Source organism: Thermoanaerobacterium thermosulfurigenes, assembly GCF_051201035.1.
GTDB lineage: Bacteria > Bacillota > Thermoanaerobacteria > Thermoanaerobacterales > Thermoanaerobacteraceae > Thermoanaerobacterium > Thermoanaerobacterium thermosulfurigenes.
In genome coordinates this window covers 24,021-36,863 of the sequence record NZ_JBPODR010000013.1, presented here as the reverse complement: position 1 = coordinate 36,863, position 12,843 = coordinate 24,021, and the positions used below count along the sequence as shown (strand labels likewise).

Genomic DNA, 12,843 nt, shown 5'->3' with positions numbered 1-12,843 from the left:
TTTCACCATCTTTACAAATTGTCAGGATTAATGGTGTAAGGAATATTCTTTATCTCTTCCCATCTATCTTTGTCAATCCTATATCCTGTTCCAGGTCCTAAGTAATCATTGGGACAATTTATAGCGCTTATAACATTAAAATCCTCGTCGAGAATAGCTGATGTTTGCAGATAGTCTCCAGACACGCGCTGTTTTAACATATTTAAGATATTTTCTGCTATGTCCTCATGTCCAGATCTATATAAAGCTTTCACAATGTCAATGCCTGTAATCCCTCTTTTCATCATTTCATCTATAGATTCAAGGTCAGACAAAACATCTCTTTCAGGCATATCCTTGCTGCCATGGGCGTATGCTGCTGCTTCTACTTCTTCATCTGTAACTACTCCAAGATTTAACTCTCTAAAAACGTCTTGCAAAGCTTTAGCAGCTTTTCTCCTGACTGCTATTACATCCTCTTCTTTTACAGGCTTTAAGCCTCCATCCACCATCAAATCTCTTTGCAATACATTGTAATCATCAAAATCTTCTGCATCAAAATTGGAACCAGCAAACATGTTGTCGTAATTAGGTGTTCCACTGTAGCCTGAAAATATGAAGTCCGTACCGGGTAAAAACTGCATCATAGTCCTTGCTGTCCTTCTTATGTCTGAATGTGTAAAAGTCTGATCATTGCCCGATGCTACCTCTAAATCAAGCATTGATGCTATAAGGTTTTCAGCCAGCACTGCTCTTATACCTGAAGGAACTGAACTGGTTATGCCTATACAGCTTATTGCACCGTTTTGAAGCCCCTGTACTCCTGCACCCTTTGTAACCATGATACATCTAATTTCCAGGTACAGCATTGACTTACCTTCTGCATTTCCCATAAGAACTTCTGAACCTGTTCCAGATGTAAACCTCATTTTCAATCCTCTTGACGCATAGGCAGAAGCGAGAAAAGCTTTCGAGTAAGGTGTATCGTCACCATCTATAAAAACACTTTCAGTACCATAAACAGATATAGTCTCAGCGTACGTAGTAAATCCTCTCATGCCTAATTCAAGCTCCGTCGCCTCTTCAACAGCACACTGAGTAAGCACACCTCTTTTTAATGCTTGAGATCCTATCAATAATGCTATTGCGTTAAAAGGAGCATATTTTGTGACTCCTACGGTTGTCTCTTCCTCCCTAAAGCCTCTTAAGGCACATTCGGCAGCATCTGCTGCAATCTGTACAGGATTATCTTTAAGATTTGTGATATGTGCTTGATTAGCTGGTATTTTTCTTGCTCGCATTTTCTGCATAGCCATCATCATTTCCACGACATTAAGATGATTTACGACTTCCATTATTTTAGCGGCTGTGAGCCCTGACACAATCTTTATGATGGTCTTCCTTTCTACATTTATATCAACAAGCATTCTGGCTATATCAAGTGAATTCATTTTCATTGATTTTTCAGCTTGTCTTATGTTAATAGTGTGATCAGCTATAAATATATCTATAAAGTCAAAATCCTCTCTTCTTTTTCCATCCATCTCTACTATCTTATCATTTTCAATCTTTATTGATGGCTTAGGATCATTGGGACTAGATATTGCTATAAAGCCTTTCTCTGGCCATTCATTTATAAATCCATCCTGATTAACAGGTCTTTTGCTGAGAACCTCAAATCGCTTAGAATGTTTCATAGAGAATTCCTCTTTTTATTCGAAATGTGTTTTTAATTGTATTTCAATTGTTCTAATACTTTCTTAGTAATAACATTCACAAGTTCAGAAATGTCACCGTCATCATTCGATTTTGAAGAATTTGTGCTGCATCCCAATGTGCTACACAAATCGCCTGGATGTCTTCCTTTTAGCCCAAACTTTCTTCTGATCTCATAAAGCTTTTCTACCTGGCTATCTGATAACTCTTTGGGGCCACCTAGAAGTGTAGAAATGAAGGTTAATTTCGCGTAAAATTCAAGTGATTCCATTTTGTAATACGCACTTATTAAATCTGGACCATATGTCAATGCACCGTGATTTTCTAAAAGCAGCGCATCGTAATTTTGTAAATATTTAGAAACAGCATCTGGCAGCTCTTCTGTTGAAGGCGTCCCGTATTCAGCTATTGGAACACAACCTAAAGATATCACTGCTTCTGGCATTATCGGCTTTGTAAGGGGAATCCCTACAATGGCAAAGCCTGTGCCAAATGGCGGATGTGCATGTATAACCGACTTAACATCCGGTCTTTCTCTGTAAACTCTAAGATGCATTTTTATTTCTGTAGACGGTTTATAATCTCCTGATGATTTTAATACTTCGCCGTTTAAATTAATATTCAATAGCATGTCTGGAGTCATGAAACCTTTGCTTACACCTGTAGGTGTCGTTATTATTTCATTTTCACCTATTCTAACGGTAATATTGCCGTCATTCGCTGCCACAAATCCATTCATGTAAATTCTTTTCCCTATTTCGCAAATCTGTTTTTTTACCTCATATTCAGAATACACTTTTTGCCCTCCTTTAAATAAAGTTAATTTTTCTTGAATTTATTTTGATTTATGTCTGTTTTATTTTGTTTATCTTTATTATATCAGTATTTAATAAAATGTCAATAGCATTTTGCATAATTAACAAAACTAAAAACAATATTTCTTTAAAATTAAAAAAACATCCCACAAAACGTGGGATTTAGCTAACAATAGATTAAATCAATATTGTGTTTTTTCAGGAATTCTTCCCATTCTAAAGACAACTTTCTATCTGTAAATAGATAATCGATTTTATCTAAATCAAACATCTTGACGAACGATGATTTATCAAATTTGTTGTGATCAAGCAGCAAAAATACTTTTTCTGCCGAATTAGCCATGGCTTTTTTTATTTCAGCTTCCATTTCGTTTGACTCCGTAATACCATTTGTCATATCAAATCCTTTTGATGATATTATGGCTTTGTCTACACAGAAATTTTTTATCATATCTTCCGCAAAATTCCCGATTAGCGACATGGAATTTTGCTTCAATACTCCTCCTGTTGAGATTACTTTGCAGTCTTTCGCATTTGCCAACTCTAATATTATCTTTTCCGAATTTGTTATGACAGTAAGCTTTTTCTTAAATTTTATCTGCTTTGCTACCTGAAGAACTGTAGAGCTTGAATCAAGCAAGAGAGTGTCACCATCTTCAATGTATTCAGCAACTTTCATACTTATGGCCTGTTTGCTTTCTATATTCGTTATTTCCCTTATATTTAGGGGAATATCCGCACTTGAATTTTCATTTATAACCGCTCCACCATAAGTCCTCTTTAAAAGTCCTTCTGCTTCAAGTTTCTCCAAGTCCCTCCTTATTGTCTCCTCTGTCACATTAAACAGCTTACTCAGCTCCGGCACTAAAACGCTTTGGTTTTCCTGTATAAGCCTCATTATCCTCTTCCTTCGTTCTATTGCAAGCATACACTTTCCTCCAGTTTTTAAATTTTAATTAAATTATATACTAAAAGTCAACAATAAACAACATATTGTCAAATAACACAATAGAAAATAAATAAAAGCATGATAAAAACATCGATTTTTTGCATAAAAATAAGGCGGATTTAAAAACCACCTTTGCATATACCACAGCTTATTAACTTTTTTAATGCTGAATTAATTTTTTTACCTCATCTTTGCTAAGCTCAGTGATGTCTGCTACTTTATCAACGTCCATACCTTCCTTTAATAATTTTCTTGCTATTGAAATTTTTTCTTGTTGTGCCCCTTTTTCTATACCTTTTTCTATACCTTTTTCGATTCCCTTCTCAATACCTTTTTGCATACCTTTTTCGATTATCATTTTGTACGTTTCAGATTCTTCAATCCTAAACATCCTTATCACCTCCGAAAAAACTCTCTCAATAACTTCTTTTTTATAAATTATGCCCGATAATATTTCTGCCTTAAAAACTATGTCTTTCTTTTTGTTTATGTCTAATGGAATATCTTTTATAGCTTCAACACATCTTTCTAGATATTTTTCTCCTTCTTCTTTCCTTCTATTTTGATCCATCAATGGTAGAAGCGAATACAAGTCATAATAGTCTGTTCCTACAACATCAGTATATTTTATGTCACTGACATTTATTATCCTGTATTTATAGTTTAATGTATTTTGTTCTCCAAAGTTATAATTTAAGCTATTTGCCATTTTCACATTATCTTTGCCTATATAAACAACTATCTGATATGGTAAGAGATTATGCTTTTCCATTATCTCCAGGGAATATCTCAGCATCCTGTAAGGCATCTTTTCGTCATTTTCTGATTGAAATTCTATGTGTACAGCGACATTTCCTTTGTCTGTTGTGCATTTGAATATCATGTCGCTGTCTCTTCGTTCTACTCTTGCAAATTCTATATTAAGTTCATCAATCTTTGTGTATTGTAGTCCTAAAAAATAACTCATTATGTCATCGGCCATATCAGAAAAAATATTTTTCATCGTTATATCGTATTTTTGCGCCATTTTTCTTCCTTCCATTCCTCTTCATCTTATATTTATTATACCATATGCAGCTATAGAAAACCAGTTTTTGTACACACTAAATATACTAAAAATCAACAATAAACAACATATTATCAAATAACACAATAGAAAATAAATAAAAGCATGATAAAAACATCGATTTTTTGCATAAAAATAAGGCGGTTTTAAAGACCACCTTTGCATATGCATCTCTGCTATTTTAAGGAATGCATAATTTCCGTTTTATTAATTACAACATCACTCATTGTAAATCCGTCCCCTTTTTAATATTTTATCAATTATTTCAACTTAAATATGCGATATCAATATCACTATCGCTTCTAAAGATGCCATTTACAGCCGAACCAAACAGATATATTACATACGGCTTTACTTTATTTATAAGAAAATTCTTTATTACATTGACTTGTTCGTCGTTAATATTCATCGTCATCACCACCATTCATCATGATACACATGACATTATTATCAATTCTCCACATATGGCAGCGTGGAATTTGCGTATGGAAGTACAAGTACTTTGGGATCGTGATATTTTTTAATAGCTTCATCAAGTGCATCCTGCGGAGTCTTTGCATATTTAAAGAATATCTTTTCAGTAAAGCTGCGGTCAAAAGACGATATAAGATAGATATCAGCCCTTTTCAATACTTCGCAAATTACAGCGGCTTTGTGTGCTCCAAGCCTGAATTCTTCTTTTATCCATTTTAATGGTTCATCTACAGATGATGAGTTTACCATCCAGTCTGAAAAAAGCTTTTCTCCAAGCCCTTCTCTGCATTCCGCCACTAATATTATAGTACCGCCGTCTTTTACAGAATATTGGGCATTGTCAAGACCTTTCTGTGCTTGATATAGGTTAATGTCTTTTGGGTATCCTCCACATGACGCAACAACAATATCAGCTTTTTCCGGTATAATTCTTTTGTACATTTTATCGATGTATTTAGCACCTTCTCTGTGTGCTTTTATGGGATCACCTGACACTACTTTCACTATCTCTTTGTGGCTATTTAAGACTGCATTGACTATGAAATCGACACCTGCCAGCTTGCCGCCCTCTTCAATGTCTTCTCTCATAGGGTTTCCATCGATTCTACCTGGCATCGCTCCTTCTGAAAACATGAGGACGTGATTTTTTTCTATCGTATTTTTGCTGCACACACCTGGAAGCAGTGCTTTATGTCCTCCGCTGTACCCTGCCTTATAGTGAAGCTCTAAATTACCTGTAGCTATGATGAAATCTGCATTGTATACTTCACGAAAGACTTCAACAGGCGTACCTCTTTTTGTAGTACCAACGTACACGCAGTCATCTATATCATGGTCGATGCACTTTATCCTATTAAACACTTCTTCACCAACAAGCGTCTTCTTCTCATCATCTGTATGCTTCCTGTGGTATCCAAGACCAAAAACGATTTTTATGCTATCATCGCTTATACCAGCTTTGTTTAATTCATCGATTATAGGTGGTATTAAAATGTGAGATGGCGATGGACGTGTTATGTCGCTGGCAAGTATGACTATATTTTTTTTGCCTTTAACTAAGTCAGATAAAGGTGACTTGCCTATAGGATTTTTAAGCGATCTTGAAATTTCCGTCATAGGATCTTCGATACCTGACATATCTTCAGGATAAAGCACTGTACACATCTTCTCATCTATTTTTACATCTACCGCACCTTTCCCGTATTTTAAGGAGATCTCTTTATAACCCATCGCAAACCTTCCTTTTCAATTTATATTTACCTAAGTCTTAAACCTGTCATGTCATATAGCATGTCATCTATTTTTTTAATAATTTCATCATCTGCATCGCCATCTATTGATATGCCAATCGTCATATCGTCTAAATACACGCTTGGATTTTTCTTAAGTTTAACGCCCATTTCCCCAAATATTCTCTTAGCGATATTTATGACTTCTATCTGATTGCACCCATTCCCTACAACTATCGGCCAGCCAGTCTTCTTTATAAGCTCGTCTATTTTTTCTTTGTACCTTTCGCCAACTATCTTAGATATAAATGACAGCTCAATGTACTTGATGCCATTTGACGTCTTTATGCTTTTTTTATAAGGCTTATGTGGCAAATCTTTAAACACCTCATCTATGATTTTAAGTGCTTCATTTTGCTCAAGTTTATCATCACCTGTATCAACAACAGCAACCGTATCAACTGATGTACCTTGCCCATTAACAACGAGCTTAAGTCCCGTCTCATTGTAAAATTTATCTTTCACTTCTTCAATATTTTCAATTTCTCTGTCAATCTTTACAGATACTAATTTGTCAGAGCTTTTGTAGGACACTTTGTTTATAGTAAAATCCGGCAATAGCTTATATATGACGTCATTTATGGCCGATGCATTTACATTTTCGTTTATTTCAACTTTCCAACCTGTCCTTTCTTCAAATTCTTTAAATAGATTGGAATATCTATCTTTTGCTATGTCAGGAAAATCAAAGTACAAAAGAGCTATCTTCTCATCAAATCTGGCGCCTTTTTTATAGAGCCCTGTTTCTCTTGTAAAGTACTCATCAACTAATGACAGCATCTGATTCACTTCCATAGGGCCTTCATCTTTTCCCGCTTCCAATTCTTCTTCTAAAACAGCATGATACAAAAACATTCTCCTTTTGTCAGGCTGAAAGTACACTGAGTTATTTAGTAAATCTTTTAAAGCATCAGTATCTTCCACACAGCCCCAGATTTCCGCTATATCTTCTACAGATAATGCAGCATCTGTACCGATTTCATCCAACACAAATCTCCAAAGCTTTTCTATATTACCTTCGTTTAAAGTTTCTCCCATGTTCATTGAAGGATATGGTTCTCTTCTAAGCTGCTTTCGCGGATTTTGTATGTCAATATCGTACACATCACCATTCTGTGGCACGTATACATCTGTATTTATATCCTTCTGTATCTCTTTCCCTAAAAAATTTATCGTGTCTGGATCGCCATGGATCAAAAATACCTTTTTAGGATGAAGGATATTGGCAAGTGACAGTATCTCGCTCATGTCAGCATGTGCTGAAAGTCCAAACTTGTCAACTGCACATTTTATTGGTATTTCTTTATCCGCCAATTTAAGCTTTTTATCATCGTCTTTTTCATCCGTAAGCTCCAAAAGCTTTCTTCCAGGTGACTCCTCGTCTTGATACCCTGTTATAGCTATCAGATTTTTTTCATCTCCTGCCAGTTTTTCAGCATACCACTGGCTGGGACCACCTGTAAGCATTCCTGAACTTGATACTATCACGCATGGCTCTTTTATGATTTCTTCCCTCATTTCTGATTTGTCAACTGGCATTATATTGTCATCAAAAAATATTTCTCCGCCTTTAAAAATCTTCTTAGCCAAGCTTTCCCTTAGGTAGTTTGGATTTAATTTATAAATCCTGCATATGTCTTTCACCATGCCATCAACGTACACTTTTGTTTCTATCATGCCTTTATTTATAGCTTTTTTAAGTATAAGTATTATTTCCTGCGCTCTCCCCAGTGCAAAAGCAGGTATCAAAACTTTTCCACCATTTTTAATTACATATCCTATCTTCTCAACAAGCCTTGATTCTTCTAATTCTCTATTTGCATGAAGCTTATCTCCATACGTAGATTCAAAGAAAGCTACATCAGGTCTTAATTTTGGTATTGACGCACCTTCTATCGTATTCTGCCTAAATCTTGAGAAGTCACCTGAGTAAAAAAAGCTTCCCTCATTTCCAACTATGTATGTTGATGCTGCACCTGCTATATGTCCGGCGCTGTAGAAAGTCACCTTTAAATCAGAATCTAAAAAAGGTGAAAATGTATGACCCGGTGTATGGCATATTATCCTGTTTAGCATTTCCTTTACATGTATCTCGGCATAAGCGGGTATCTCCGCTTCTCTTTCCATTATCTTTAAGCTGTCGTATAATAGTACCCTTGTCAAATCTTTTGCAGCATGTGTCATGTATATCTTGGCATCAGGGTAGATCCTTGATATTATAGGCAATGCGCCAATGTGATCCATATGAGCATGGCTTATCAATATCACATCTACTCCGCCATTTTCCTGAATAAGCTGAAAATCAGGAAGATTGTCCTTACCTGATGCCATCCTTATTCCACAATCTAATAAAATATTTTTTCCGTCTATGTTCACCAAATAGCACGATGCACCTACTTCGCTTGCTCCACCGCAAAAATAAAATTTCATGTGTATCCCCTTTACTTGACTTTATTTATAAGCTTGCCTATTCCTTCAATTTCAATTGTGACCACATCACCCGGCTTTATCGGCCCTACTCCAGATGGAGTCCCTGTAAGTATTACATCGCCAGGATTTAACGTCATCACATGTGATATGAATGATACAAGCTTAGGTACATTAAATATAAGATGCTTTGTGTTGCTGTGCTGCTTTAATACACCATTTACGTATGTTTTTATCTCTAAGTTTGATGGATCTAAATCTGTCTCAATCCATGGTCCTATAGGCAAAAACGTGTCAAATGATTTTGCCCTCGTCCATTGCCCGTCTTTTGACTGCAGATCTCTGGCTGTGACATCATTGGCAATGGTGTATCCAAGGACATAGTCTAGTGCCTCATCTTCTGAAACATCCTTTGCCATCTTCTTTATGACGACAGCCAATTCACCTTCGTAGTCAACCCTCTCTGACATTTCAGGAATCACTATGTAATCATTATATCCTATCGCTGCAGTTGCAGGCTTTATAAATAGAGTAGGCTCATCAGGACGCTTGTCTCCCATCTCCTCAATGTGGTCTCCAAAATTCAAGCCAACACATACGGCTTTTGTCATATCGCATGGCGGCAAAAGCTTCACGTCGTCAATCTTTAAACTTTTCATCAAACCTCCATCTATTGTGAAAATATTTTCACCATCTACTACTCCATACTTCTTTCCTTCATCATCTATTCTCACAATTCTCATGTATACCGCTCCTTTTTATATCTTTTTATAGATATTTTAGCATAATATAAAAGAGGTGTAAAAACATTTTAGCAATTTAAAGTAAAAAATTTTATTGACACAAGGGTATTTTTGTTGTATTATTATTACAATAATTTGAGTAAAAGACGATGAAAGAGGAAAGTAGGTATGTAGAGGATTATAGAGAGTCCGGGATGGTGGAAGCCGGATGTCTTAAGCATATTGAAGTTCCCTCTTAAGTTGCGATCTGAAATTAAAGTAGGTGATGCCGGGGTCTTCTACCGTTAAAAAGAAGGGAGTATGATTGTACTCTTAGAGTGAACCTTTCATGGTTAATAAAGGTGGTACCGCGGAAAATCTCCGTCCTTTGGGATGAGAGATTTTTTTTATAAGATAATATGTTAAAAGGGGTTGATTTGATGGTTATTATAATGAAAGAAAATGCAACAGAAGAAAATATAAAAACCGTCTGCGAATACGTAAATAAATTCAATCTATCAACACATGTAGTAAATGGTGCTGAAAGGTCCATAATCGGCGTCATCGGAAATGTGGAAGTCCTCGAAGATAAGCCTATATCCTCGATGGAAGGCGTGTACGACGTCGTCAGGATTTCTTCTCCGTATAAGCTTGTATCAAGGTCTGCAAAGCCTGACAGCACTGTGGTAAAAGTCAAAGATGTAGACATCGGCGGAGGCAGTTTTGTCATGATGGCAGGACCATGTGCTGTAGAAAGCTATGAGCAAATGCTTGAAGCTGCCAAAGCAGTCAAGAAATCTGGTGCAAAAGTCTTAAGAGGTGGTGCATACAAGCCAAGGTCATCACCATATTCTTTCCAAGGATTAGAAGAGGAAGGACTTAAGATACTAAATGCTGTCGGACGGGAAACAGGCATGGTCACTATCACAGAGATCGTCAGCAGCTCTCACATAGAGAAAGTATCGCAATACGCAGATATACTGCAAGTTGGTTCAAGAAACATGCAGAATTTCGAGCTTCTAAAAGAGATAGGCAAGTCAAACATGCCAGTTCTATTGAAACGGGGCTTATCGTCAACTATAGAAGAATGGCTTAATGCAGCGGAATACATCATGAAAGAAGGAAATCCAAATGTCATACTTTGCGAAAGAGGCATACGCACATTTGAAACGTACACCAGAAATACTCTTGATTTAAATGCTGTCGCTGCAGTAAAAAATTTATCCCACCTTCCTGTAATAGTCGATCCAAGTCATGGTACAGGAAGGCGTGACCTTATAGCGCCACTATCAAGGGCTGCTGTAGCAGTAGGAGCTGACGGACTTATCATAGAAGTGCACCCACATCCAGACATGGCACTTTCAGACGGTGGGCAGTCACTTACGCCTGAAGAATTTGACAAAGTTTCAAAAGAAGTAAATAAAATTCTTTTGGCTTTAAAAGACTAAGACTAAAGCTGGATTATCATACGATAGCCCAGCTTTTTTTATCGGCATACATTATTCCATTTTCATTAAGATATTTTTTTGCATCATCTTCAAAACCATTAAGCGAATAATATATAAAGTAACCTTTTATGCCTAAAGTCTTCTATCTTCTACCGTTTTTACAAACTTCTCAGTATCACTTTTGCTAATAGACCTCTCCCAGCTTTTTACCTCTATGAAAAGGTCTTTTCCTTCTTCATAGCTTTTTGCCCAAATATCTACTTCGTGTTCTCGCCCGCCTTCCAACATAACCTTGTATGGCTTTACTTCTTGATATCTTGCAAATTCAGCTCCTTGTACCGGATTATATACTTTGTCCTTGAGCATTGCATTTTCTTTTTTATATTGTTCAAATTTTAGGTACTTCATCAATACGTATTCTAATATATGCCCTTTATAATATTTTTCCCTGCCTTTTAAGCTCTTTATCTCTTTTTGCAATGACTCTATCTCCATAAGCTGCTTTTCCCGTTCTTCATCTAATATTTTCTCTAGCGGAAAATTATCTATTTCTTCCTCGTATTTGTATCTAAAAACTTTATAAAATATGTCATCTGTCATTCCTTTATACCTTATGCTTGTGCTTCCTTCACTTATGAGATCTCCCTTTAATAGCATTTGTAGTTTGTTCTCGGCTTCCCTGTCATCGTACGGTAAATTACACTTAGCTATTATCTCCTGCCGCGTCCACTCTTTTTCTCTATTTTTTGATAAAAACAGGACTATTTTTTTGGCATTTTTATCATTTACTGTGCTTAATGTGCGGCTTATATACTCCATCCATGTTCCGTATATGCTGCCACGCCTTAATTCAAAATCAAGTGTTTTAATAAGTCCATCAACAGTAGTTAAATCTTTATCTTTGTATATGCTTCGTATTATAGCACTTATATAAAATGGATCTGAATTTACTAATTTGTTTAGATATAGAGCTACATCGTCTGACACAGGAACCCCTGTTATTATGCTGTAATTGTATATTGCTTCAAGTCCTTCTTCCTCTTTTAAATTATTAAGCTCTGTTTCTATAAATCTTCCTGGCAATTGACCTCTTATTATGTTCTTAAGCCAGCTTACCCAGCTTCCTGTTACAAGCATTGGCGCGACTTTTGATTCTGCCAATGATAAATATGATCCTGCAAGGTCATTAGCTACTCTTGTTCTTCCCATATCCCAGTATATTTCGCTATTAATAAACTGAAATTCATCGATTATTTGAACTATGTAATCACCTGTCACGCTTGCGATTCTATGCGGTGCCAATTGAGCATTATTCCAAATCGTATCAACCATGTCTTTATCTTTTAATGCATCTTTAAATAGTTTTATGTTATCAGAAACAGCTTTATATCCATTTTTCGATGCAATTTCATTTAATTCATCAAGGCTTTTTATTGTACGGCATAAGTTTACATCTCTTAGTTTAAAACCCAGATATTGTGATATGAAAGACGCATAAAAGTTTAAAGCAAAGTCAACGATCCATTTGCTGCCTTCTTTTACTTCGAAGTAAAACGGCACTAAAGGACCATTTTTTGTGTATATAATATTGTAAAGCCTTTCCACAAGCGCTGTTTTCCCTTTTTTTCTTCTTGATAGCAGTGCTGTTGATCTTGATAATTTCACAGGTATTTCGTCTGCCCATCTTTCAAAATAAGACAGCTCCTCCTTTCTTCCAGTAAATAAATCAGGCTGTCCTATTCTTTCTTCAATTGCGTATATCAATTTATTATCATCCATTATAGCACCACCTTGTAATTGGTATCTCCTATTATGAGTATACCGCAACAAACAGTAATTAACAACAAACTTTTACAATGACTTTAAATACCTACAATCGAATATCTTTTTAAGCTTTTTCCTATACGATTGTTGCAAGTGAAATCGGCATATATTAGTATTTCTCAATTTAGAGCTAA

General features: G+C 35.9%; 10 protein-coding genes and 1 other annotated feature. Of the genes, 1 reads left to right on the top strand and 9 read right to left on the bottom strand.

Going from position 1 to position 12,843, the window contains the following annotated elements; genetic code table 11:
- Positions 1-11: 11 nt before the first annotated feature.
- The 8 genes from HNR52_RS06875 to HNR52_RS06840 all read right to left on the bottom strand — a co-directional run bounded on the left by HNR52_RS06875 (position 12) and on the right by HNR52_RS06840 (position 9,458).
- The gene (locus tag HNR52_RS06875) at positions 12-1,676 is read right to left on the bottom strand and encodes a propanediol/glycerol family dehydratase large subunit (protein ID WP_435620079.1); all 1,665 of its coding nucleotides are present in this window, start codon (positions 1,674-1,676) and stop codon (positions 12-14) included.
- 32 nt (positions 1,677-1,708) lie between these two features.
- Positions 1,709-2,491, bottom strand: a complete 783-nt coding sequence (locus HNR52_RS06870; protein ID WP_013788842.1) for a class II aldolase/adducin family protein — start codon at positions 2,489-2,491, stop codon at positions 1,709-1,711.
- A 185-nt stretch (positions 2,492-2,676) separates the two neighbouring features.
- Entirely contained in the window at positions 2,677-3,438 is a 762-nt protein-coding gene (locus tag HNR52_RS06865; protein WP_013788843.1) for a DeoR/GlpR family DNA-binding transcription regulator, read from the bottom strand.
- Between the two features lie 181 nt (positions 3,439-3,619).
- A complete protein-coding gene (locus tag HNR52_RS06860; RefSeq protein WP_435620105.1) occupies positions 3,620-4,486 on the bottom strand; it encodes an Rpn family recombination-promoting nuclease/putative transposase in 867 nt (288 codons plus the stop codon).
- A 304-nt stretch (positions 4,487-4,790) separates the two neighbouring features.
- Positions 4,791-4,934, bottom strand: coding sequence for a nucleotidyltransferase domain-containing protein (locus HNR52_RS06855; protein ID WP_013788845.1), 144 nt, complete (start codon positions 4,932-4,934; stop codon positions 4,791-4,793).
- Positions 4,935-4,975: 41 nt separating this feature from the next.
- The gene (larAH6, locus tag HNR52_RS06850) at positions 4,976-6,229 is read right to left on the bottom strand and encodes a nickel-dependent malate racemase, LarAH6 family (protein ID WP_435620078.1); all 1,254 of its coding nucleotides are present in this window, start codon (positions 6,227-6,229) and stop codon (positions 4,976-4,978) included.
- A gap of 26 nt (positions 6,230-6,255) precedes the next feature.
- Positions 6,256-8,718 carry an MBL fold metallo-hydrolase gene (locus HNR52_RS06845; RefSeq protein ID WP_435620077.1) on the bottom strand — a complete coding sequence of 821 codons (2,463 nt, stop codon included), beginning with the start codon at positions 8,716-8,718 and terminating at the stop codon, positions 6,256-6,258.
- 11 nt (positions 8,719-8,729) lie between these two features.
- Positions 8,730-9,458 carry a fumarylacetoacetate hydrolase family protein gene (locus HNR52_RS06840; protein ID WP_435620076.1) on the bottom strand — a complete coding sequence of 243 codons (729 nt, stop codon included), beginning with the start codon at positions 9,456-9,458 and terminating at the stop codon, positions 8,730-8,732.
- Between the two features lie 140 nt (positions 9,459-9,598).
- Positions 9,599-9,829: a binding site (T-box leader), on the top strand.
- Positions 9,830-9,877: 48 nt separating this feature from the next.
- Here HNR52_RS06840 and aroF point away from each other — a divergent pair.
- On the top strand, positions 9,878-10,885 hold the full coding sequence (gene aroF / locus HNR52_RS06835) for a 3-deoxy-7-phosphoheptulonate synthase (RefSeq protein ID WP_435620075.1): 1,008 nt from the start codon (positions 9,878-9,880) through the stop codon (positions 10,883-10,885).
- A 132-nt stretch (positions 10,886-11,017) separates the two neighbouring features.
- On the opposite strand, the gene HNR52_RS06830 is transcribed toward aroF, so the two are convergent.
- Positions 11,018-12,664: a hypothetical protein gene (locus tag HNR52_RS06830; RefSeq protein WP_435620074.1), complete on the bottom strand. Its 1,647-nt coding sequence runs from the start codon at positions 12,662-12,664 to the stop codon at positions 11,018-11,020.
- Positions 12,665-12,843: the final 179 nt, after the last annotated feature.

Bases quoted from the DNA above. Each gene is read 5' to 3' on its own strand.
- HNR52_RS06830 (WP_435620074.1), bottom strand. From the start codon at position 12,664: ATGGATGATAATAAATTGATATACGCAATTGAAGAAAGAATAGGACAG.
- HNR52_RS06865 (WP_013788843.1), bottom strand. From the start codon at position 3,438: ATGCTTGCAATAGAACGAAGGAAGAGGATAATGAGGCTTATACAGGAA.
- HNR52_RS06855 (WP_013788845.1), bottom strand. From the start codon at position 4,934: ATGAATATTAACGACGAACAAGTCAATGTAATAAAGAATTTTCTTATA.
- HNR52_RS06840 (WP_435620076.1), bottom strand. From the start codon at position 9,458: ATGAGAATTGTGAGAATAGATGATGAAGGAAAGAAGTATGGAGTAGTA.
- aroF (WP_435620075.1), top strand. From the start codon at position 9,878: ATGGTTATTATAATGAAAGAAAATGCAACAGAAGAAAATATAAAAACC.
- HNR52_RS06875 (WP_435620079.1), bottom strand. From the start codon at position 1,676: ATGAAACATTCTAAGCGATTTGAGGTTCTCAGCAAAAGACCTGTTAAT.
- larAH6 (WP_435620078.1), bottom strand. From the start codon at position 6,229: ATGGGTTATAAAGAGATCTCCTTAAAATACGGGAAAGGTGCGGTAGAT.
- HNR52_RS06860 (WP_435620105.1), bottom strand. From the start codon at position 4,486: ATGGCGCAAAAATACGATATAACGATGAAAAATATTTTTTCTGATATG.
- HNR52_RS06845 (WP_435620077.1), bottom strand. From the start codon at position 8,718: ATGAAATTTTATTTTTGCGGTGGAGCAAGCGAAGTAGGTGCATCGTGC.